Here is a 23,901-nt window from a genome sequence, read left to right as displayed (position 1 = left end):
CATACCAGTCAGTGATTTCAGAAAATCCACGACTTTTGCAAGGATTCCTCAGGTATCAAATATTTTTGTTGTCGTATCGTTGTGGTGATTTAATACCAGGTCGACGCATTCTACCGCAGGTTCTTTAGCGGTTAGATCAATAGAATAAACGGCTGTCCCACTGAGTAAATGCTCCCCTTCTGCTGCCAATAATGGCTTTACGCCGTGCTTGGAATTTGAATTCAAAAGCATTTTATCCAAATGCATGTCTTCTTTGATAATCAGCTTATTGTCTACTACAGTAAAATTCATCGTGCCATTAACGCCACTTGCCCCGACCATATGTCCTTTGGTTGAAGCGACGTCCGTAAGCCGGCTTCGCAATGCACAAGGCACACCGCCCTGATGAAATAGTTGTTCCATGAATGCAAGCATTTTATCTTGCTCGGCCTTTGGCAGCTCGGCAAGCAGCGTTTCTCGCCAAACTGTTCTTAACTGTTCGCCGGTCAGGGTTTCGGCTGACAGTCCACGCGATGCAAGTAGTCTGTCAAACCTGATTCCGTTGACGGTAATATTTTCTTCCTCACCTCTAGTCCAGTCTTTCACGCACTGTTCAATGTCACTTTTCTTTATCTTATCGTGCTTAAATAAAGAGGCTTGGCGGTACTGCCAGAATGGAGTAATAGTAGGCACGGTGACCCCTATTAATAATAGGTCTCATAGTTCTATTTTAGATCTTTTTTATTACATAAAGATTAACAGAAGATCACTTGGTTCTTTATTAATGGCTACAGGGTGGCTTGAATGCACCTCGATGTATAGAGATATTCCTAATAAACAAATCGAAAATGACCTTGCGTCTGGGAGGGAAATTATTGTAACCTTTTCTACCCTTCGAAGTATTAAATGGATTTAATTTTGTTAAGGATTAACCCGGGTCCGTGGACCCTGTCTTTGCTGTTGACCCTATTTAGTTGTTGCGCTATTAGTACTGCTTGGTCATCACAGGTTATTTATGGAACACAAAATGCGGTGCGTTTTGTGGGAAACCCCCATAAGAAAATTTATTTCTTGCAATTAGGCGCGTTTTCTAACAAAAGTAACGCTCAAACTATAGCCAGGAAAATTAAAAGCAAAACCCAATTTCCTGTCACTATTACCCCTGTATCGACTATGTTTGCTGTTCGTATAGGACCTCTCAATGCGCAGGAACTTCATCAACTTGGGGCAAAATTTTCAGGGAATTTAAAGCAATGTTGCGTGCGGAAACCGATTGTTCCCCATCAGCAAACTCATCAAGTTCAGGTTAATCCCCCACGATTAACGCCAGCCAAGACAGCAAAGAATGTTAAAGCCACAACCTGGTTCACCTCTTCTTCGGAAGCAACGAATAGTTGGTATCTGACAGCAAAGATTGGCGCTCAAAGAACCCATGTCGATGATCAATTAACAGTGGATAACGGCAGTGGTTTTTCTAGCCCTAGTGATAAAGATACCTATACGATGGACTCAGAATCCTCTGCGGTGCTAGGCGTTGGTGGCGGTTATCGCTTTACTCATTTCATTGTTCCGGCTGTATCGGTTGGAATCAATTATTCTCATTTCTTTAACAGAAAAATTAATGGGCAAATTATGCAGTACAGCTTGCCCGAATTCACCAATTATAACTATCAATGGAAGCTCTCATCCGATTTAATTTTAGCGTCATCAAAAATTAATATCCTGGAAATCCATCATGTCTCGCCCTTTGTTCAGGGTGGTATTGGCGTCAGTATTAATCATGTGAGCGACTACAGTGAAACGGTACTGCCTAATGTAACACCACGCGTGAGCCCCGGTTTTTCTAATCACAACCAAACTTCATTTGCTTACCAGTTAGGTGCTGGATTGGATTGGGCGGTCAAACCCCAATGGTTGGTTTCTTTAGGATACGAATACACGGATTTAGGTAAATTCCATTCGGGACCAGGTCTTCAAGAATGGAGTAATGCAACGTTATCGTCTCGAACCTTGACTAGCAACGCAGCGGTATTCGGAATGACCTATCTGTTTCATGGCTAGAACCAATTCCTGTGCAAAGGCGGGGATCCGCAAACAGGCCCGGGATGAGAACGAAATACCACTGATTTCAATGAGTGTAATTTTTAAGCGAGATGGCGTTTAAACGCCATCAGAATAATGAGAAGGACCATCATGAACCGCTCTGCCCGTATCATCACAAGTTTTTTTCTATTCTTGGTTGCTTTTTTTGCTTATGCAGGGAAAGATCCTATCGCCTGGCGGGTTTCGAATACCTTTCCTGCACAAACCTCAGTTGGCCAAACGTATACGATTGTCTATACATTCACTAACCAACTACCTTTTTCTTTAGTCAGGCCATTAGTTATCGAGCATCTGACAAGTCCTTCGGTGGAATTTATTTTTAATGACCAATGCACAGGCCGTCTATTAGCTTCAGGAGCATCCTGTACAGTCACTGTCGCGTTAAACCCACTGGTGATTGGCCAAAAATCCTTGAAATTGACTATCGCAGGCTATAGCAGGGATAGAGTCCCATTACCAGAAATAACGACAATCGCAACAGGCCAATCGTTAAGTGCGGTCACAGTGGCTGTGACTGACTCCTTGCCATTCCAGGTAACGAATGGTTCCTCGTCCAGCTATAAATTTACCTTCACCAACAACAGTGCAATCGATGCAACGAGTCTTTCAGTGGATGTCACGCAAACACTAGGGATACCGAATCACACCTCGACTTGTATTGGTACGCTTCTGGCAAACGGGGGAACTTGCTATGTAGAAGGGACTTATACAGTGACCTCGACTACTCCTTCTATCCAACAAGTCACTGCAACACTTTCTTATAGTGGCCCGCCCGATAGCCCGGTTCAAGCCAGTACATTAACCCAAGTAGTTAATCCGGCAGCGCCCCTGGTCGGCACCGTCGTGACGGAGTTCGCTTTACCGCCGTTGATTGTGCAAAACAGTGTCCATCAAGTTCAGTTTTTATTTACAGCAACCGGTTCTGTCGATATTCCCGGGGGGGCAACGATTAATTGTGATCAGGGAGGAAATGATTGTTCAGCAACACTATCAGCAGTCGCTGGCAGTTGTCTGATACCTCAAACCCTCACCAATGCTGCTTGCCTGTTAACCGTCACTTTCACAGCACCTGTAGCCAATAACCCACCCGATACCTATGTGTTAACAGCGCAGGTTCCTTATTCGGTTAATGGTGTTCCTCAAACCGCTGCTACGGCGATTACTTCGGGTTCTGTCGTCACGGCATTGCCAACAAGCAGAACCGTTACCTTGGTCAATGACTGTGATTTCGATGTGTGGTTTTCACTTAACGGCAGCAGCTTGACCAGTACACCTAATTGCCCAACCCAAGCTTGCCCTGCCGGTACCAGCTGTAATACGTCTACTCACAAATGCTATTGGAATAATCCCACACCCAATATTGTTGTTGCTCCCCAGGCTTATTTATTAAGTGCCAGTGGCGGTACCAATAATGTGACTATCGATGTGAATCCAGGGACCGATCCCAGTATTCAATGGAGCGGCAATATCTCTGCAAGTACGCTATGTAATGGAACATCATCCTGCCAACAAGCCTCTTGCGGTAATAATGGTGGCAGTACAGCCTGTGCACCGGGAGTAGGGTTCACCCAACCGGCAACCCAGGCTGAAATCACGATGAATCTTACCAGTGCAGATAGCTATGATGTGGAAGTGATCAATGGTTTCCATATCCCGATTTCGATGCAACCGGTTTATTATCAATCCGGGGCAACTTCAATTCCGGCCACTCCCAATAACTACAATTGCGGAACACCGGGTAATAACGTAGCAACCAATGGATTTGGTGCCTGCAATTGGAATAACGCGGTAGTACCTGTTATTAATCAAGTGCCGGGTAATGGATTTTATTGGGTTACGAACGGCGGAACATCTTGTTCTATTACTGCAGGCAATCAGGGTTGCCCAGCGAATACATTCTGCGGGCTCGATAGCAGTTTTAACCAGGTCTGTGGAAATTTCCTGGGATACTGGTCTGCTGATCAAGTCTGCGGCGCTAGTCCTCCTGCCGCAGTGCAAAGCTACTTTAAATGTAATCAGGCACTCCCCACGGCGACTACACCGTTTTATCCATCCGGAGCAGTTTTATCTAATTTGATGCTATGCGCTGTTCCTACCGGTTATTCCGGTCCAAGATATAATACCTGTTATAATGCCTATCCAGGATACTCAGCGACCGACATAGCGCAATGTTGCGGCTGTGCTGACTGGTGGAACCCGGCACAAACAAATAATGTGGCTATTGCTGCAAATTCCAATACCCAAAGTTGTACGCAAGTGGGCGCTTCGCAACCACAAACCAATGCTCAGTGGAATTCCCTTGTTCAACCGATGATTCAATGGATGAAGCAGGCGTGCCCCTCAGCCTATGTTTATCCTTTTGATGACAAAACAAGTGGTTTTGGTTGTACCAATAACATCAATGTAGCCGGGGAACCTAATTCTACCAGTTATATCATCACCTTCTGTCCTGGTGGTATTACGGGGCTTCCCGCTGGAATTAATGAGGGACGGGGATAATCTTCCGGGTTAAAGCCTGCTGGCTTTAACCCGAATTGCTGAAGGCGTCTTATTTACTGTGTTCCTGACTCACTCATTACCCTGGTTAAAAAGTCCAGTGGTTCTGCAATAATTTTTTGCTTGTCACTGTGAGACAGCTTTTTAATGTAGCGCTCTATTCTCAATGCCTGAGCCTTGGAACCATTAATTTTCCAGGACTGGGCGATACAAACCGGTTTAAAACTGCGTGTATATTTACACCGTCCCGTACCATTAACATGCGATTGATAGCGTTTATCAAGATCCGTGGTATAGCCGGTGTAATAGGTATTGTTGCTGCACAGTAAAATGTAAACCCAGTAACATTGATTATCTGCTGCCATTGCCTCTTCACCTAAATTATTCCAGTGATTTATTATATTCTTTCCAACAGGCCCGGCATAGGTAACCTGCAATAAACAATAGGAAAGCCCAATCGATTTTAACTCAATAACTCATTGAATTTATTTGATTTTTTAGGAATAAGCCACTGACAAGGGATCTGTGAACTATAATAGATAGTAATGAATGGTTTACTAATATTTTACATTGAATATGGTCAAAACATGACCACATAAATTGTATAATAGGTCTTACAGGCTGATTGATAGAGAGAAGAATGATGGCTGATCAAAAAGACAAAGAGTTGGAGCAAGAAAGAAGAGAGCTTGAAGGCGAACTGAATCACGAATTGGAGAAATCAAAAGACATCGATGAGAAGAAGCCTTTTGATTGGCTTCTCCATATGATGAAAAGTTTTTTGCTGACTTTTCAGTTAATGTTTTTCCCCCAAAGTGATAAGAAAGAAGAAGAGGATCAAAAGAAAAGTTTTGAAAAAGAAGATAGCACTGTAGAAGAAGATACTAATACAGAGCTTTCTGACTCCAAAATGCTGAAGGGGCTTGGCGCTCAACCCAAACCAAGTACTCCAAAACCCGTTCCCGTGATACCAATAAACCCATTGGATATGGATCCCGATGAGGAAGACAAAGATGAGGAGGAAGAGGACTTGGATCAAAATGATAAGTTTGCCACTCCTTTTGATATGAATCCTCTTTCAACCAAATTGCAGCGGAAAAAATAGCCGTCGAAGATCAGCCCTCACTTATTTTCAACCCCTACCGGATAGGGGTGTTTTTTATATACCGATAAATTTATTGATTTCAGGAACGATCATCTTGCGAAATTTACTGCCATTGAATAATCCATAATGGCCGACACCTTCCGCCAGATAATATTTTTTCATCTTGGCAGGAAGATTTTTGCATAAATCAATGACTGATTTCGTTTGCCCAAGTCCAGTAATGTCATCCCGCTCACCTTCAATGATTAACAGCGAAGTATTTCTTATATCGTGTAATCGAATGTCTTTTCCTTTTGATTTATAGCGTCCTTTTACCAGTAACTGTTCCTGAAAGACGGTATGAATCGTTTGCATATAAAATTCAGCAGTCAAATCCATTGTAGAAAAATATTCAAGGTAAAACTGGATAATTTTCAACGCCTTATCGCGGTGGTTTGCGGCATAGCTATTAATAGCATTTTTAAGTGATTCCATGTGCCGTGGTAAATTCATACTCATAAAACCGGACAATTGCATAAATCCCGGATAAACAAGTCTCATCGCACCAGGAAAACGATTTGGAACCATTGAAATAACATTTTGATGAAACCAATCATCATCCCTGGACGCAACGAGTTCGTTAACCGCAGTGGGTGATTGAGACGTATCAATGGGTCCACCTAACAAGATGGCAGTTTGCGGTAATTTGGGATCATTGTCGGTGGACATTAATGCGAGTGCTGCCAATACGGGAACTGTAGGTTGGCAAACAGCCAAAACATTCAGATCAGGTCCTAAGAGTTTGAAATAGGAAATGATATAAGCAATAAACTCATCCAAATCAAACCCCCCTTCTTTTAGCGGAACATCACGGGCATTTTTCCAATCGGTGATGTACACATCATAGAAAGGTAATAGGCCTCTCACCGTATCTCTGAGCAGGGTTGCATAGTGGCCTGACATAGGCGCAACCACCAGCAATTTAGGAAAGGGTTTTTCACGCAAGATCTCTCTTTTTTTAAAGCGAATTAAATTGCAAAAACTTTTTTGATCGATGGTTTCCTCATAAATATCACAATAATCATCCCCTAATTTAACTTCCTTGATACCAAATTCCGGTTTTTCATAGATATTGGTGATCATATGGTATACATACAGGTGGCCAGCAACTTCCCTGTAATTTTGTATTCCCACCTGGGCGACATTCTTTAATAGTTCATTTTGTAATTCAGAAAGAAAGGGAATAGTCATTGGTAGACTCAAGCTATCTGCCAGCCGTTGAAACCGTTTTGACAGGGTGTGGCAATAATCGGAATAAGGCTGAATAGCCCTCATGGTAAAATCGTACCAATTATAAAGGGAGCGATTATCAAGCGGGTTATGTAACATAGAAGTTCCTTGTCTATTTTGTCACGGTTTTACACCCCAATTACTCTGCTTAGTATAGGATCACTTCTGAAATAAGAGTAGAAGTGGAGAAGCCTGAGTCCTTCATATCATTTCCCTCTTAAAATAGAACAAAAATAGTAGAATTTACAGTTTCTTACTTAACCTCAGTCGTTTCAATTTAAATCACCTCTAAAAACCGGGCTATCCTTAATGTAATATGCTTTATCAATTAGCAATAGAGTAACCCATGTCAGTTAAAACGTGTAAAGACAACGATTGCAGAGAATGAAAGGGAATGGAGGCAAACTATGAAATTAAGTAAAATGGGTGCGAGTAACGAACCAAAAGATTTGCTCTATTTTCAAAACCTGGTACCTGGCACATCGGATTCACCCTTTATTGATCGGTATAAAAAAGAATGTTTGGACGATAATGATCCAGATAATGAGCAAAGAAAATCGTTGTTAGACGAATATCCACCCATTCTTTCTTTTCATCCGCAGCAGAAGAAAAAATTTTATGAAGATGAAGCAAGGATGTGTTCATTTTGCTGCGGCGGTGTGCTCACTAGCGATAATGGCCTCAAGAATATAGACAACTACATGTATTCAAACAATTCTGGCAAGCTCTATGAAGGCAGTGCTGCGAATATAAAAAGCCAGCTGCAAGAGGAGGCACGGCAGGAAAAATTTGGCAGTGCCGAGCAAAATCAGCGAATGACTGAGATAAACCAGTTTAGTGCGGTCGTGGATCAACGAGAGAAAAATAGTGCTCCCGCAATGACCAACGCCGCTACACAAAAACAATCAAGCACTCTCAACCCGTTAAAAACAGATCTTAAACCACGCGATGCTGATTCGTAGTATCCATTAGGGCAACCTGCCTGGTCTATCCTCTAATCCCATGGTTGCCCTCATTTCTCTGGCGGTGCCAAGGGATTCTGGCGGTAAAATCTCCTCAGTAATTCATAAACCTCAGGATAATGCTGTTTAATAACCATAGGCCGCTCGAAAAAAATCTCGCTAAAAACAGCAAAAAACTCGGCCGGGGAGGTCAATGCATAGGGATTAATGGGAATCGTCTTGTGCTGTTGTAACTGTACTTCCAGGTCGGCGTATGCGCGATTGAAAACCGTTGCCCATTGTCGAACTGACATCCATTTATGGAGCGGTGGCAAACCATTGGCTTTTCCATTGAGCATATCTAATTTATGGGCAAATTCATGAATTACTATATTAGAACCATCATTTTCACTGTGATTTAAAGTATCCCCCCAGGACAAAATGACCGGACCGTTTTGCCAGGATTCGCCACTAAGATTGGCTAGGCCCTGGTGAACGATGCCACATTCATCTACTTCAACGTTCTCCCTGCGGTAAGCGCCAGGATAGATAATTACGGAAACCCACCCGTTATACCAGTCTAATCCAAGATTTAAGATTGGCAGACAAGCCTGCAGGGCAATGGCTACGCGGACAGAGGGGGTTATTTCAAAACCACCCGCACCTTCCAGGGACTTATAGTGAAGAAATAGAATGGCTAATTTTTTTAACTTTATCTTCTCGCGCTCACTCAAACGATGGAGCAACGATAAATTTCTGAAAGCAGTTTGCCATTCAATATCAGTGATCGCTGAGTGCTTGATAAGATACCCATGCCACCAATTTTTTATCCAGTGAAACATTCCTATTCCCTTAACTTATTATTCTTTTCGAAACGCGCGCCCAACCACAGTGTACACGCCAGTGCATGAAGATTCGAGCACCGTATGACGAAGCAATTCTCCAGGGCAGTAGCGTTTCGAAACAAGCTCAATGATTCGAACTCGAGATATATCTAATAACTAATCCCGTATCTTTTTCCCCTCTTTCAGCCAGTAATTGATAAAATGTTATTATGATTTCTGCTGCCGCCTTTTTATCTAAAGCCGGATCATCAGGATGTTGAAAAGTCATTTCTACCTTCTCACCATACTTTGTTGATAGTGTTTCAATGATTTTGTTGAGTATCATTTGAGCCTTGATCGTATCAGCTTTAGACAACGGAGGGTGAGGCGTTTCCAATGCACTTTTTATGATGTTCTGATTGGCAGCAGGGATAGGGTTCTCAGGGCCCTCGCCGACCAATTCTATTTCCTTCTCACTCAATTTATCTGCAAAAATATTGGGGTATTCCAGGAACAAGACTAATACAGGATTAATGGCGTCAAGTTTATTGTAATAATCAATGGTCGCTTTAACCTGGTTATAAATTGCTTCATTGGTTGCCTGTGCACCGTATTTTGTCATTTGCGAGCTAACCAATTCACTGGTGTAGGCAATCACATTTTGTGAATCATTATGAATGATGTCTTTTTTCGTTTTATCGATATACTCTTTAAACGCCTGCGGTGATTTGTTGGCAAGTAAATCAAAGAAAGAAGACTCTTTCCTTAAATCACTCTCAAAGATCCAGGCCTGGTAGTAGGGTACGCCATACCATTTCGTGATCAGGAGAACAACAACGACGGCAAAGGCAGTTATCCATAATGTAGTTAGGGGTTTATTGCGGAAATAATATTGCAATCCACCGACTAGTAAAGCAGTTAGTCCACCAACAACCAGATATAGCCAAATCATAATCGATGGTCACCTTAATTGAATTGGTTTTGTCCATGCCCTTCTATTAGGATAGTTGTTATTTATCAAACTGGATCAGAGGGTCGTAAAAAACTAACTCGCAGAAACAACAGGATTGATGGTTTTATATTGGAAAAACACCGGTTATGATGTTTTATGGCAACAGGATTTAAAAAGGAATTGGTATGACGCCGACGATAAGGGACATTCTGATTAAAATAAGGGAGCAACGACCTTTCATACTTAATATGACGGACTATTTCCCGGTTGACCTTGTAGCGAATGGAGTACGAAGTATAGGTGCATTGCCTATTATGAATAATGCCAGGCAAGAAGTAGAAGAGTTACTGAACCTATCCAAGGCGGTTGTGATTAATCTGGGAAAACTGGACGATGATTTTATCAAACTTTGTAATCACATCTGTAAAACAGCCAATCAATTCAAAATCCCTATTATTTTAGATCCGGTAGGAGCGGGGGCGAGTCACTATAGAACGGATACCGCCATCCAGATTATCAATAATCACGCTATTTCTGTTATTCGGGCTTATCCCAGTGAAATTGATGGTTTATTGAGTGGGCAAATCGGGCTGCAAAATCATAATGCCACCAATTTTACTGTAATGACTGAAAAAGCGAAACTATTAGCAGGTAAATACAAGTTAACTGTTGTTGTCAGTGGAAAGAGACATATTGTGGCTGATAAGGATAGAGTGGACTCTTTTAATTTTGACTCCAATCTGCTGCAACGAGTAGCTGGTATAGGCAGTTTGCTTTCTGCCATTATTGGCGTTTTCCACTCAGTCGAGGAAGACCGTTACATCGCTGCTAAAAATGCAGTGGAGTTTTATGCCCATTGTGTTGGGCCTACTTCCTGCGATGCCCCTGGCCCCGCTTCTCTAATTACCAGGATTATTGATAAATTATATATCACGTCATCTGAAGCGTTAATTCAGTTATTGTAATTCAGCCTCCCGAGCAGTTCTCCCGGAAGGCAGAAAATCGGCTGAGCTATGGTGTGGTCGCTGTTTATGCTCCAAACCCATGCGTTCCCGCAGAGATGTCATCATTTGAATCATCATGTGGACGATTTGCAGTGCCTGCACCTGTAAGGGGCGGTGATGGAGGTTTTGAGAATAGCGGAAGCTTGGTGTTTAGATAAGTATACGCATAGGAACCCAAGGAGTAGGTTATATTGGTAACAGCTGCTGCAGCCAAAATAGTCCCAGTACCTTTGGCAGTCTGCCAGGCTGCTTGTTGGAAAAAGCGTAACATAATTCTATCCCTAATATTTAGTTGGCTTAAAAATGTCCATTATACAGCAAATGAGGCAGGAAAACCATTTTTACAGAATAAAAACAGTTTTCCCACTCAGTCCTGTAACTATTTAAGCCCTGGAGTTTCTTTTGTAGAAGAGTCAGTATTTGCTACAGAAGAAGGCGTATTTTTTACAGAAGAGGATACGTCTTCAGAAGCAGAGGGTTTGGCAAAAAATCCTTGTGAGTTATTTCCAGGCTGAAACCGCTCAGGAACAACGGCTTTCAATGGCTCAGTTCCCAATGTTTCACCAACCCCTGATACGATAGAATAAATGATTGCAGTGAGCCCCATTCTTATAGGCAGCTGTTTGGCAGCATTTCCAAAAAAAGTATGCATGGCTTGTTTTGGATTATCTCTAACTGTTTTAGCAATCTCTTGGGCTATGCTCAGAGTACTTCTACTGGATAAGATACCTTGATCGTTAACAGACGTCCGAACTACCATATAATCGCAAGTAGCAGCGAAAGGATAGGCGAAGAAGGCAGCTAATGACCCGCTGACCGCACCCGCAAGAAAGTGCTGGGCCTTTCTATCCTCGATACGTAGATTCTTCGCCATATATCCCGCAATGTAGGGCTCCATAACAAGAAGACTGGTGTAATTAGTCAGTCCAGCCAGATAAGCCGGTATAAATCCTGCTTTCATGGCCTGAAAAATGTTAGCAGGCTTGGAAAATCTAAAATTCTCAGGTAGCAGGCCGGGTATTTTTCGCAACGTCGTGTAAGTGCCGGGAACCTGGGTTACGCACATATCACCGAAAGTCGCGGACGCAACAAACCCCATCTTTTGCCTCGAGAGTTGCTTCATTCTCCCTTCCTGCATCAGTTCTTCTTCTCTGATTAAAGAAGCAGCTTCTTCACTTAAACCCTCAACAGGCTTATTCCCTTTAACGCCAGTCACATAAGCGGTTCTGAATCGGGATCATTTCGACATCAGGTAATACGTTATGTTTAGCACAAAAATCCAGCATTTCCTGTGTCTCTTTAATTCCACCAATCAGCGACCCTGCAACACTCTTGCGCCCGAAAACTAAAGGACGCGTATCTAATGGCGATTTAAGTATCTCCACTGCGCCAACGATAACCATCGTGCCATCGCGCTTTAGTAAATTCAGGTAAGGATTAAGATCATGAGTCCTGGGAATGGTATTGATCATAAAATCAAAATAGTTTGCAAATTGAGCAATCATTTCCGCATGAGTAGAAATTAAAACCTTGGATGCACCCAGGCGCCTGGCATCTTTTTCCTTATCTGGCGAGGTTGTTACCATAGTGACTTCAGCACCCAGTGCATGGGCAATTTTAATAGCCATGTGTCCCAAGCCACCTAAGCCAATCACACCTACTTTATCTCCCTTTTTAACGTTCCAGTGACGCATTGGTGAATACGTGGTAATCCCGGCACAAAGTAAGGGAGCAACAGCTTTAACATCCAGGGAGGCAGGTACTTTTAAAACAAAATCCTGATTGACGACAATGCTGTCGGAATAACCGCCATAGGTCATCGCACCCGTTTCTTTCTCCGGGCTATTATAGGTGAATACTTGCCCAGTCTCGCAATATTGCTCAAGGCCATCCTGACAGCTGGCGCATTTCTGGCAGGAGCCGACAAGACACCCAACCGCAACGGTTTCACCTTCTTTAAATCGGCTTACCTTGTCCCCGACCTTGATCACTTTGCCAACAATTTCATGGCCAGGGACAACCGGATAAACCGTCCCTTGCCATTCATTGCGCGCTGTGTGCAGATCAGAATGGCAGATACCGCAATACAGAATTGCAATGTGGACATCTTCACTGCCAGGGGTGCGGCGTTCAAAAGCAAACGGCTCAAGCAAACTGGTAGGGGATTTTGCAGCATATCCTTTGGCTTTAATCATGGTACTCTCCCTGTGCCTTACTTTATGTCATATTAGTAGGCATTTGGAGGTACTTCAAATCGCAGGCTATATTATCTGACTTTCTTCAGCACTTACGACCATTCCTCAATCCCGGTGTGTCTACCACACTCTCTTGGGCAGCTTGCTACGCTATATGCCCGTTTCTGTCATTAAGCCAACTTTCACCTGATTGCCTAGAAGCCCAATCTATTCTTTCGTTTACATTGTTTTAAATTTTGCTGAATTGCCAATACAGTTGGATGTCTGGCACCTAAGCTTTGGGTACTGATTAGCAACGCTTTTTCAAAGAGCGGTTTCGCCTTGGCGTACTGTTTTTCAGCCAGGTATAATTCGGCAAGATTATTCATATAGGTAGCCAGATCAGGGTGTTCGGGTCCCAACGTTTTTTCAACAATGCCTATGGCTTGCAAGTAAAGGGGCTCTGCTTTGGCGTATAAAGCCTGATTGGAATAGGCCTGTGCCAAATTATTCAAACTGCTAGCCACCTCAGGATGATTAACGCCTAAAGCCTTTTGTCTCAAGTTAACTACCCGTTGAGAAAGTGTTACCGCTTCGCTGTACTTACCTTCACGAAGATAAAGCTCTGCCAGATTATGCAATGCATCAGCTGCATTCGGGCTTTCCGGGGGTAAGCTTTTTTCGTTGATAGCAATGGCACGCAGATAAAGTTGTTCCGCTTTTTGGTGTTGATTTTTTTCAGCATAAACAGTCGCAAGATTATTCAAAGAAGTGGCAAACTCAGGATGTTCAGTCCCATAGGCTTTTTCTAAAATTAATACCGCTTGCTGGTATAAATCCTCAGCTTTCGCCGCCTGCCCTTGAGCGTCATAAATCCTCGCAAGATTATTCAAATCACGCCCAATGGAAGCATGATTTGCTGGTAAGAATTTTTTATCCATTTTTAGAGCTTCCAAAGCAAATTCTTCAGCCTGATGATACTGCCCGAGAATTCGATAGACTCTGGCAAGATTACTTAAAGAAGTTGCAACATCGGGTCCCTCCCTCTCTATTTTTTTATCAATTGTTAAAGAGCGCTGATACATTAATATGGCTTTCTGATAATTCCCTTGCTCCGTGTATAAGAGACCTAAATCATTGAGTGTGACCGCTGTCATAATATGTTTTGAGCCATAATATTTTTTTTCAAGGAATAAAGCACGATTCAAAAGTGGCTCTGCTTTACTATAAAGCCCTAGAGTAATATAGAGGGAGCCTAGATTATTGAAATTTGTAGCTAACGTTGGATGGTCTTGCCCTTGAGCTCGTTCGACCATTTGTATGACTTGATGGTGAAGTTGCTCGGCCATTTCATATTTCCCTTGTGTTTCATAAAGAGAAGCGAGATTGTTTAATAAAGTAGCAAGTTGACGTACGTTTTGCACAGGCTTTTTCTCCAAGAGTGCTTGTGCTTTCTTATAGAGCGCCTCAGCTTTTAAATAATTGCCTTGTTCATCTTGAATCCAACCTAAATTAGCGAGCTGTGAAGCCCACATGCGGCCATTTTTACCGTATTTTTTACCTAAGATTCTCATCGCTTTGCGAGCAAACTGCTCTGCCTCTTTATATTTTCCTTGGGCAGAATAATTTTTAGAAAGACTATCCATTGCTCCAGCAACTGCAAGGCTATCGGAGCCATAAATCTTTGTCCACAGGGACAAAGCATAGTTATACATCATTTCAGCATGCTTATAGTTACCCTGATCATGATAGGCTGCGCCTAAATAAAGACAACTCATGGGGAATTGTTTCAGCTCGCTATGCCTAGCTACCGCAAAAGCCTGGCGCGCAAACGTAAGGGCTTCCTGGAAGTGCCCTTGTTTCTTTGCGACTAAATATTGTTTCTCGAGCTTTTCCCATGGAGTTAATTGGGCAAAGCTGGCGTGACTTAACCCTAGTAAAAGGAAAAGTAGCAACACTAGCTTTGTTTTTTTCAAGTTCACCATGAACGTTTTTCCTGTTGTGAGTAACTTTCCTTTACAACATTTTCTTTTTTCTGGTCTCCAGATTTACCGGGTGTTTGGGAAAAGAAACTATTGCGATTGGGTGCGGGGGTAGGTATTTGGGGAGCCTCAGGGATTTCCCGCTTTCCTGCTACTTTATCCCAAACGTAACTAAAAGGCTTTGCGAAATAAGATGGCCATGTCAACAAATAGTGAGCGGCCTGGGCCTGACTGGCCAATTTTAGTTGTGCGGAAGCAGTAATCTGCGCGCCAAGACCTTCTGATAGCGCACCCTGGTCAAGCAATTTTTGGCCTTCACGCATCCTGCTGAGGCTATCCTTGAATAATTGATCGACGGATTTTTCATCATATAAAAATGAATCAGCAATCCCTAAACCAACAAAGGTCCAATTAATGGGGCCGGCTAAAGAGCCGGCGGTATAACTTAATAAAATACCAAAACTAATATCTCCTGCCGTATCAGTAATTGCTTCTTTAAGTAGATCTTTATCACCATCTACGGATTTCAAACCAAGATTGAAGGCAAACGTAATGAATACACCTTTAGTACCCAAATAAGTTTTGATCCCTAGTTTAGAGGCCGCATCGGGAGACGAAAGAATCTTGCCAAGTTTTTCGCTAGTCCCGGGGCCCAATTGCTTACTGAGCCGACCCCAACTATCTTCTGAAGCAGCTTTAAATACTTGCAGAATGGCAGACTTGATTTGTTGTTGAAGAACCATCTGGGACTTTGGATCAACTTTCCCAGTTTGTTTCCGCTTATTTTCAAGCTCAGAAACAAGTATTTTAATTTGCTCTTGCTCCTCACTCGGTATGAGTGAAAAAGCAGCCTCTAGAAGCGCTTTTTCTTCCTCAGGAGAGAATACAATCTTTTCTTCAGCACTCTTTTCTCGCTCAGAAGCGGATTCTTTTCTTTCACTAGTCTTGTCTTTTTCAAGACTATTGTCTATTTCTTCTTCCTCCTCTTCTTCCTCATCATCATCCTTTCTTCTTGAAGGCAGTGTTTTTTCATCCAGCAAAGGTATCTCAACTTCAGGTACCTCATTTATCCCTAAAGCTATGGAAATTTTATCTAAACCGGCTTGAATGTTGGCACGGGATTTCTCAAGATAATCACTATTAGTAACAGGAATATCTAAAGTTAAATGCAATTCATCCTGTTTAATAACCTTGGTTCCATCAACAGATTCAGTATGCAGTTCGCCAACCAATTCTTTAATCGGTGCCTGTGTCCCTTGGGTTCCGTGAATCACCGCCGTTTTTTCTGCCTTATAATCAATGCGGTCAAAACTCATCTCAGCAACAGCAATGGCCTGTTCACCTGTTTCATTTGTTGCTTTTTGACCTGTTAAACGTTGCAAGTCATTCACATTAAGGCTAATGCCAATCCCGCTGTAAGATTGGTGATCGACGACTTGCTCAGTAACTAGTCGGTCAATTTGAATAGTATTGACACCCTCCGTAAGAATTTCTCCGCCATGCATGGAGGCTTCATCAACATGAACGGAATGTCCGTTGTTATTAATCCCCTCAATAACATGGATAGCGCTATGCTCAGTAGTAATGGCTGACGTCCCTTTACCTTTATAGGCAGATACCTGACCTGACAGGCTGACACTGGCAAATTCAGTTTGAGTCACTGTCAGGTCTTGCTTGTCAATCACATCTAATTTTTCAATTTTGGCATCCAGCGTACGTGCCTCAATTCGACCGCCATCGAGCCTGACATGATGCATGGCCTCCCCTTGGTAATTTAAATCCATATTGCCGTTAGCAGATAACTCGGCATTTACATAATGGGTTGCCTGTGTCTTTTGGTGAGAATATCCGACAGACGCATCCTGCAATTCCCCAGTCAGAGAGAGCCCGAGGCTTTGGGCTGTCGTTTTTTGATCAACACAGGAATGTAACTCCGCTGCTTTAGCGATCAACTCAGGTGCATTAACTTCCATATCGCCGCCTGCATGAACCCGAACTCCATTTTCCAGGTCAATCCCTTCGCTGGCTTCGAGGTAAACATCGCCACCTCGATTAACACCACCTACCCCTTGCGTTTGGTATTGGGCTGTTGTTCTGCTTTCAGTCATAGAGAGAGTAATGGTTGGAGAAAATCCATTGGCTCCTCCAAGTCCATAGCGTGCTAATAATTCACTAGTCAGGTTATCGTTTCCAAGACCGCGCATTATGCCATTTGTGGTGTTATACAAATTAATACCCAAGTTGGCTGAGTTAGCTAATAATTCGCTCGTATTGTTACTGGATAGCATGGAATTTAGCTTGGCTAAGGTTGCATCTTCAGCAGTGAGTGTATCCATCAAGTTACCAGTGCTCTTCCAAGCTTGCCAGGCTCCCATACCAGGTACCGAGAGGCCTAAACGTCGTGTTTTTTCCACAACGTCATGGTCAAGAATATCCACGCCAAACTTAATGCGACCATGGGCTCTTAAGTCTAAATCGCCAGCACCTGTAAAATAAGCACCACGTGCGTCAATAGAGCCTTCTGAAGAATGGATACGTGTTACCCCATTGTCAATAAATAAGGTCGGGGTGGACTCCTGATCAATTTGTAATCGGGAGTGTTTTGATAATCCCCACAAACTGCGCGTGGATTGATAATCGCGCGATTCGGTCCTTAGACTATATAAATCAACATTATCACGGGCATAAATTTGCGTTCCTCCAGGCGATGAGAAACGGGTTGCTACTGATTTAACTCCTCCATGCTTAGTGACTAAAATATTCTGTCCAATTGCAGAATGAACCATAGAGTTGGTAACAGTAGTCGTCATGGTTACATGACGGGTAGTTTTTCCGTACCAATTTTTAGTGGTTGTAATATTTGAAATATGGGTTTCTTGCCGGGCAGCAAATTCAAGGCCTTTGTCCCCTTCGATATAATTGACGCCATTACTGACGAAATTGGAGGCATCTGAATAAACTTGGCCGTCAGCTTTAATATAAAGGCCAATACCATTGGTGCCCACGCCGCTACCACCGGCAATCAGGCCGCCATTATAGGTAGTAATCAAATCATAAGCACCTTGGTAAGAACCTATATTGCACTGATTAAGGACACTTCCCCGGGCAATTAACTGCGTGTAATTTCCTGAACGAATAATCCCGCCATAGTTTTCAATATTAGCTGCGGTTGCCTCTAGATAGGCATCTGTGCGGCCATTAATAATGCCAGCGTTCCCCATCGGTACCCCCCAAGCCACCGACGCGGCATGAGAGCCTGCAGAGACGTTCTTAATGGTGCTGGCTTTAATAGCGACCGTGTTAGCGTTAACTGTTCCGCCTAAATTATAAAAACCACCTGAAGCCTCAAAATTTGCTAGCCCATTACTGTAGAGAGTATGGTTAGTTCGAATACTTCCAGCAGATTTAACATACAAATTATTATTAATAATAGTGCTTAATAAGGAGACATCACCCACAGTGGAAATCAGGCTGAGATCTTTTGCCCTGTTGTAATCTGCCGTCATCGTTATGCCGCTGGCTTTTACAGTCAAATTGCAATCACGATAAAAGGGCGAATTAAGAGTCATATAATCCAGCGTATCCAATTCAAGATTGCTGGTCACACCATAGTTTCCGTATCGTCCCAGACCGGAAGTAAATTGCGTAGCATGGGCAAAATGCTCAATATCAAAAACCGCATTATCGATAGCTGAAGCCCCATGTAAATCTGCTGTTTTGGATTTTACATAAAACAGGTTGCCATTATTGCTTCCCCCATGAGGTGCGCTAAGAAAAGTTACTTTTCCACCATGTTCATAACTTTCAGTAAAGAGGGCTGCTTGACCTTGATAGAGTAATTGACTGTTATCGATTAACTTCCCGGTAGTGATGGTGGAATCTTTAATGGTTTCGCGTCCACGAGTACTTAAATTCATTTCGTCCAATGCAACCACAGAATTATCCAGGCTTAATGTACCGTCCACATTTGTCAATGCGGTACCTTTGAGCGCGGATTTTTCAAGTGACAATTGCCCATCCTGGTCTACTCGTGTTTTATCAAGCGTTACATCAAAATTTTTTAAATGAGCTAGCCCTGAAATATCACCACTCTTAGCGGCAATAGAACCATAGGTCAGATCGATATCTGCGGATTCGCCTACCTCCAGGGTCTCACATTTTTCAACAACAGCGTCTACACCTTCTGCTTTTTCAATCTGTACACCTTTGATTGACGTATAATCGCCTCCTTTAATTGCCCCATCCAACTTTACTTTTTCGGCTTCTATGGCAAACGTATTTTGCGGTTTAAATTCTTTTTCAAGGGCTGGAGTATTACCAGATTGTGTTGCTGTTTCCTCCTTGGCCACGAATAATTCATCTTCTGCGGTCTGTTTGCCGTTTATTACAGAACCGGCTTTTAAATGAGCCCTTTCCGCAGAGACTGATAAAGCATTTTGATAGTCAACTTTGCCTCCAACCTCGAAATGACCGGTAGCCACATGCACATTATCTGTCTTAAATTGGCTCGTTTCCCCGGTGACAAACTCATCGGTATAATTAAAACGGGTGCTTTGAGCTGTAAGCCCTCCTACGGAAACAAAACTTGTACCCTTTAGTGATGAATAGCCTTCTATAGCAGTAGTCGCAGTAACAGAATCAGTGACTTCACTAATCTCCCCAACACAATCATCAAGCCTCATTACAGCGTTCTGTTCCAGCTCATGCATATTTAGAGAGAATTTGGAAAGCTCCAACTGGCCTGAATTTTCTGTGGCTATGCCTTCGATAGAGCCATTGGTCAGTTTAATGTCGGCATGTTCTTCTACAGTCATTTTTTCAAACTTGGCAACCGTAGTTTCTTTATTTTCACCGGTTTGGGTCGACGCAGTCGATTGAGCTGTCTTTCCTTGGATTTGCGTGTAATCACCGCCGCTCATTTTGCCATCAAATACCACTTCACGTGCATGAATTTGCAAAATATGTTGGGGTTTAAACTCTTTTTCTACATCTACTGTAGCTGCATCGGTACCTGACATGGGTTGTTCACCTGTTGATGCAGTTTGTTCCTTGGGAATTTCGGCTTTAGGTACAAATAACTCGTCTTTACTGGTTTGTTTGCCAGTTACAATTGAATCTTCTGCTAAAACCGCTTTATCTGCTTCAATAACAAGCCCATCCTGATGTGCTAACTGCCCGCCAAGCGAGAACTCCTGCGCACCAATAAAAACCTGGGAGGTGTTGGCTGTAGAATTTTCATAGGTTCTGAATTTATCGATATAAATGAATCGGGCTCTTTGAGCAGCAAAATGGCCTTCTGACCCATAACTGGTGCCAGTAACCCACATATCAGAATATTCAGTTACGGCGTCTCTGTTATCATTAAATTCCTCTATTCTTGCTTGACCGTTACTTAAGTCAAACTGTCCTTCTTGGGTGAGGCGATCAATAGCCACATAGGCATTATTACCCCGAATGTTTCCTTTGTTTACTGTTTTACCCGCATTAAAGAGAAACCGATTAACGCCTTGTATACCACCTGTGTTATAGGCATAACGAGTTGAGAAACATGCCTCGCTACCGCCAGACCAGCCACTATTAAAAAACGCCAGGTTCTCGACATTGTGTGATAGAAGAGAACACTCCGCCCCAGTATTAATACTAAACAGACTTCTTTTCTTGGTAGTTGGGGCCACGCTTAGTCCCAAGTTGATATTAACTAAAGAGTCATCGAAGTAATTACCTAGAACAATACTTGCGGAACGTCTGCCAAAATTTTGGTAATCAAACTGAGATGCGGCTGATTTGAGATGGGAATAGGAGTAACTCTCGAGATCAAAAACCCTTTTCATAGCAGGATAATCTTTACTCAAACTGGATAATTCACCAGGAATTGAGTAAGCCATATTAAAAGCACTATATGCAGTTGAAGCAAGACCTTTAAGCTGGCAAAGCTCTGCCATCAACTCATGTCGACGCATGCTCCTATACCGCTTCCAATTAAAATCTTTAGTCATGCTATCCAAATTAAAATCTTTAGCTCTGTTATAAAGAGACGGCTCGTTGTACCAAAGCCCTAAGCCCATAAATCCCAGGTTAACCGCATTACTGTATCCGGGAAACAGGGTGGTCAAGGCTATTTTGCCTACTGCTGCAAAATTACCCCATGTAAAAAGATGCTGAGGATCTGCCGAGAAGTTAGGAAGTACTAATCCACCATTAACTGACAATAATGTAGAGTTTGAATAATTATTAGCTGCAATTAGACCAGAATTAACGCCATAAAAACCCGCTACGGATAATGATTTTCTGGCATAAACCTGCCCCATTAAATTAAGAAAATTGCTGTGAGTCGTCATATTTTCGGCAGAGAAAGAGCCAAAATTGCGTACTTGATCATCCAATCCCAGATAAAGGCTACGTGCTTCCCAGGAACCATGATTAGTGAGCATTCCTCCGGTTACGCTCAGTTTCCCAGTAAAATTTGTAGTGCCTGAATGCACATATTTTTCAGCTTCAATCAATAAATCAGAGGTCCCTTTTATCGTAGCAGCCTCAGCAGCATGTAATTCTTTATTCACCTTAATTAAAGAAATGGTTTTTTCTTGCTGTTTCCCACTATCTACTTCGGGTTTATCCTGAACATCCAAAGTACCCCTGACGAGCATGTTTTCAGCTTCTACCTTTGACCGCCCCTCCAAGGTTAACGTCGCAGAGGAAAAAACCTGTACGTCCTCTTTAGTTACCAAGGCAGAATTACTTACATCCATCCTGCCAAAGGTTGTAAGAGTATCTGCAGCTACTGCTGAATTTTCCAGCCGGGCATGACCTTCTAAAGCAATAACAATCAAGCCATCTACAGTAACCTCTGACATAGAGTTAGCTGCAAAGCCGTCATAAATAAGCAGCTCATCAGCAAGTAATAAGCTGGAGCATAACTCCGTACGTCCATATGCTTTAAATTTTTTGGCAAAAACTCTTGAGTCTGTGCTGGTAATTGTGGAATCTGAACTATTAACCAACCCAGATTGGGAAATGAGCGTACTTCCTTCGTTCAAGTTAAGTGCAGAAGCCTCCCTCAATTGAGTGGATGCTGCCAATATGACAGAGCCTTTATTTAACACGAGTTTACTGGCTTTTGTTCGAAGTTCATCCCTGATCTTAACGGCGCTTGACTCAAGCTCAAGAGCCGCATTCTCCTGCCATAAAATTTCGCAAAATAACTGCGAATCCTTAGCCTTCATAGCCCCTTGCGAATGCAACAGCCGCACCTTCATAATACTGTTGTTCTCTAACTCAATCTCACCATTCATATAATTTCTTATATGATCTTCCGTAATAAATTTTGCATTATTGAGTTTTAAATGGGCTCGCAAATCATGAATGATTTTTTTCTCAGAAACACCATAAAAAGTAGACGAGTCAAAAGTGATGTGATCCAGGCAAGAAAGTAATTGAGTGGTTAACCCACATCCTTTAAAAACAACTTGTTCTGCATTCTCGCTGCCCTGCAATTGAAGGTACCCTGAATGAGAAAATAATAAGTTAATGGTTGCTTTTTGAGATATTATTTTTAACGAATCCGCATTCAATTGGGCTTTATTAATTGACAACTCACCATCCAGAGTCATTGTCTTTCCTACAATATGTGACTCCGCTAATTCGGTAACACCTCTTAATTGCACGAGGGCATCAGCATTTATAGTTGACTTCTTACTGGTAAACTTCCCATTTATAGTTTTTAAGTAGGTTGTTTCTACATCAGTGCTTTCAAAAGACAGTTCTCCTGATGCTTCGATAGAATGATGCGCTTTAACATTACAATCATGAACTATTGAACGAGCCTCCCTGGCTAAAAATAGTTTTTCAATTTCAATCTCGGATCGATTTTGAAGTGCCAAAAAACCAGCATATACCTTGCAAAATTGACCTTTGTACGCAGTGTCGCTTACAAAAAACTCACCACCACACACATTGGTCAGGGAGGCATTAAAAACACAATCTTTTAGTTCCGTGAATGCGTGGTTATGTTGTGTAAACTCGCCAGCAACAGTTAACAGGGATTGGTGTGCGTCGAATATCCCGCTTTGTTTAACAAATTGGGTTTCCGCGCTGCATTGATCGAATAAGAGTTCACCCTGGTTATCCGTTTTATTGATAGAACATTTTGTATTAAAAAAATGAGCAACAGCAATTTCATCAACCAGTAATTCCTGGTCAACAATAAAGCTCCCTTCTTTATTTCCTTCTAAATTCCCGATACGGGCCTGCGTGTCTCCGTGCAGTTGCAAGTAGCGGGCATGGATATGATTATCACCAGAGAAACGGAAAGTAGACTGTGCTGTTTCATGTCCCCAAACCAGGATAGTCGAGGTCAAAAAGCATTCCCTGTTAACTGTTAGCTCGCCTCTCATCTCACATTGAGCAGCAATAAAGCGTAACGAGGTTACCGAGGTTTTAACAGAAGCATCTTGTTTAAAGCATTGCGTAGAGACATCCAATTGTCCTGAAAGTTGGAGGTCCGCTTCTTGGTGAATGTATGAGGCATTAATTACCAAGTGCTGCCCGTTAACCGGTGCTAAAAGGCCGACTCCTTGACGTGTGTTTAAAACAATAGTGCCTTCAGAGGTAACCGCATCAGCCAACCATAAAGCCTCTGCATCAATAGCGACAGTAGCCTCACTATCTAATTTTCCTTTGAAAAATAAAGGACCTTGGGCTTTAATCAAACATTCTTTAACTTTAAGCGCAGCAAATAAATTCACCTGCTTTTCAGTATAGGATTGCACAATTAAACGGCCATCTTCTCCATAATGCCATTCTAAAATTTTCGTTTGATTATCATAAAGCGCACAATGGGAACTGGCCTTTATCAGGCTTTCTGTGATCGTGTATTCATTGTTTTCATCGGGTTTGATTAGGGCATGCCTTTTGTGCTGGTCATGCCACTCGATCGCGGGTAAATAATCTTCTCGCCCCTTGCGGGGTAATACACCAAGATCCTGGGTTCCCACAGGTAAAAGTTCGGCTGTACCTGGCATGTTCCTTCGGTTCCTTGCTTTAGTATAAAACTGAATTGGCACCCCTGGGAGT

Annotated in this window: 15 protein-coding genes; 5 read left to right on the top strand and 10 right to left on the bottom strand. The window is 42.6% G+C overall.

Features of this window, described 5'->3' with window-relative positions; genetic code table 11:
- Positions 1–48: 48 nt before the first annotated feature.
- The gene (locus tag Lfee_RS08465) at positions 49–672 is read right to left on the bottom strand and encodes a hypothetical protein (protein WP_058445787.1); all 624 of its coding nucleotides are present in this window, start codon (positions 670–672) and stop codon (positions 49–51) included.
- 225 nt (positions 673–897) lie between these two features.
- On the opposite strand from Lfee_RS08465, the gene Lfee_RS08460 reads away from it, so the two are divergent.
- Complete coding sequence (locus tag Lfee_RS08460; RefSeq protein ID WP_238584903.1) at positions 898–2,040, top strand: outer membrane beta-barrel protein; 1,143 nt, start codon at positions 898–900, stop codon at positions 2,038–2,040.
- 132 nt (positions 2,041–2,172) lie between these two features.
- The gene (legT, locus tag Lfee_RS08455; protein WP_058445783.1) at positions 2,173–4,581 is read left to right on the top strand and encodes a Dot/Icm T4SS effector LegT; all 2,409 of its coding nucleotides are present in this window, start codon (positions 2,173–2,175) and stop codon (positions 4,579–4,581) included.
- Positions 4,582–4,634: 53 nt separating this feature from the next.
- On the opposite strand, the gene Lfee_RS08450 is transcribed toward legT, so the two are convergent.
- A complete protein-coding gene (locus tag Lfee_RS08450; RefSeq protein ID WP_058446279.1) occupies positions 4,635–4,943 on the bottom strand; it encodes a GIY-YIG nuclease family protein in 309 nt (102 codons plus the stop codon).
- Between the two features lie 278 nt (positions 4,944–5,221).
- On the opposite strand from Lfee_RS08450, the gene Lfee_RS08445 reads away from it, so the two are divergent.
- The gene (locus tag Lfee_RS08445; RefSeq protein WP_131753134.1) at positions 5,222–5,683 is read left to right on the top strand and encodes a hypothetical protein; all 462 of its coding nucleotides are present in this window, start codon (positions 5,222–5,224) and stop codon (positions 5,681–5,683) included.
- A 54-nt stretch (positions 5,684–5,737) separates the two neighbouring features.
- Here the strand turns inward: Lfee_RS08445 and phaZ are convergent, their stop codons facing one another.
- Positions 5,738–7,051, bottom strand: coding sequence for a polyhydroxyalkanoate depolymerase (phaZ, locus tag Lfee_RS08440; RefSeq protein WP_058445778.1), 1,314 nt, complete (start codon positions 7,049–7,051; stop codon positions 5,738–5,740).
- Positions 7,052–7,359: 308 nt separating this feature from the next.
- Here phaZ and Lfee_RS08435 point away from each other — a divergent pair, with 308 nt between their 5' ends.
- Positions 7,360–7,914 carry a hypothetical protein gene (locus Lfee_RS08435; protein ID WP_058445776.1) on the top strand — a complete coding sequence of 185 codons (555 nt, stop codon included), beginning with the start codon at positions 7,360–7,362 and terminating at the stop codon, positions 7,912–7,914.
- Positions 7,915–7,964: 50 nt separating this feature from the next.
- Here the strand turns inward: Lfee_RS08435 and Lfee_RS08430 are convergent, their stop codons facing one another.
- Positions 7,965–8,735, bottom strand: a complete 771-nt coding sequence (locus tag Lfee_RS08430) for a M90 family metallopeptidase (protein ID WP_058445774.1) — start codon at positions 8,733–8,735, stop codon at positions 7,965–7,967.
- 127 nt (positions 8,736–8,862) lie between these two features.
- Positions 8,863–9,669: a hypothetical protein gene (locus tag Lfee_RS08425; RefSeq protein ID WP_058445772.1), complete on the bottom strand. Its 807-nt coding sequence runs from the start codon at positions 9,667–9,669 to the stop codon at positions 8,863–8,865.
- Between the two features lie 185 nt (positions 9,670–9,854).
- Here Lfee_RS08425 and thiM point away from each other — a divergent pair, with 185 nt between their 5' ends.
- The gene (gene thiM, locus Lfee_RS08420; RefSeq protein ID WP_058445770.1) at positions 9,855–10,634 is read left to right on the top strand and encodes a hydroxyethylthiazole kinase; all 780 of its coding nucleotides are present in this window, start codon (positions 9,855–9,857) and stop codon (positions 10,632–10,634) included.
- A 64-nt stretch (positions 10,635–10,698) separates the two neighbouring features.
- Here thiM and Lfee_RS08415 read toward each other — a convergent pair whose 3' ends face one another.
- The 5 genes from Lfee_RS08415 to Lfee_RS08395 form a co-directional block, all read right to left on the bottom strand.
- Positions 10,699–10,944, bottom strand: coding sequence for a hypothetical protein (locus Lfee_RS08415; protein ID WP_058445768.1), 246 nt, complete (start codon positions 10,942–10,944; stop codon positions 10,699–10,701).
- A gap of 108 nt (positions 10,945–11,052) precedes the next feature.
- Positions 11,053–11,889, bottom strand: a complete 837-nt coding sequence (locus tag Lfee_RS08410; protein ID WP_058445766.1) for a hypothetical protein — start codon at positions 11,887–11,889, stop codon at positions 11,053–11,055.
- The gene (locus Lfee_RS08405; protein ID WP_058445764.1) at positions 11,876–12,868 is read right to left on the bottom strand and encodes an NAD(P)-dependent alcohol dehydrogenase; all 993 of its coding nucleotides are present in this window, start codon (positions 12,866–12,868) and stop codon (positions 11,876–11,878) included. The genes Lfee_RS08410 and Lfee_RS08405 overlap by 14 nt, the downstream gene beginning before the upstream one ends.
- A gap of 194 nt (positions 12,869–13,062) precedes the next feature.
- Complete coding sequence (locus tag Lfee_RS08400; RefSeq protein WP_058445761.1) at positions 13,063–14,832, bottom strand: tetratricopeptide repeat protein; 1,770 nt, start codon at positions 14,830–14,832, stop codon at positions 13,063–13,065.
- The gene (locus tag Lfee_RS08395; protein WP_058445759.1) at positions 14,826–23,849 is read right to left on the bottom strand and encodes a hypothetical protein; all 9,024 of its coding nucleotides are present in this window, start codon (positions 23,847–23,849) and stop codon (positions 14,826–14,828) included. The genes Lfee_RS08400 and Lfee_RS08395 overlap by 7 nt, the downstream gene beginning before the upstream one ends.
- Positions 23,850–23,901: the final 52 nt, after the last annotated feature.

Origin of the sequence: Legionella feeleii (genome assembly GCF_001467625.1) — a bacterium.
GTDB lineage: Bacteria > Pseudomonadota > Gammaproteobacteria > Legionellales > Legionellaceae > Tatlockia > Tatlockia feeleii.
The sequence above is the reverse complement of the archived record's forward strand: the minus strand, read 5'-3'. Positions and strand labels throughout refer to the sequence as shown.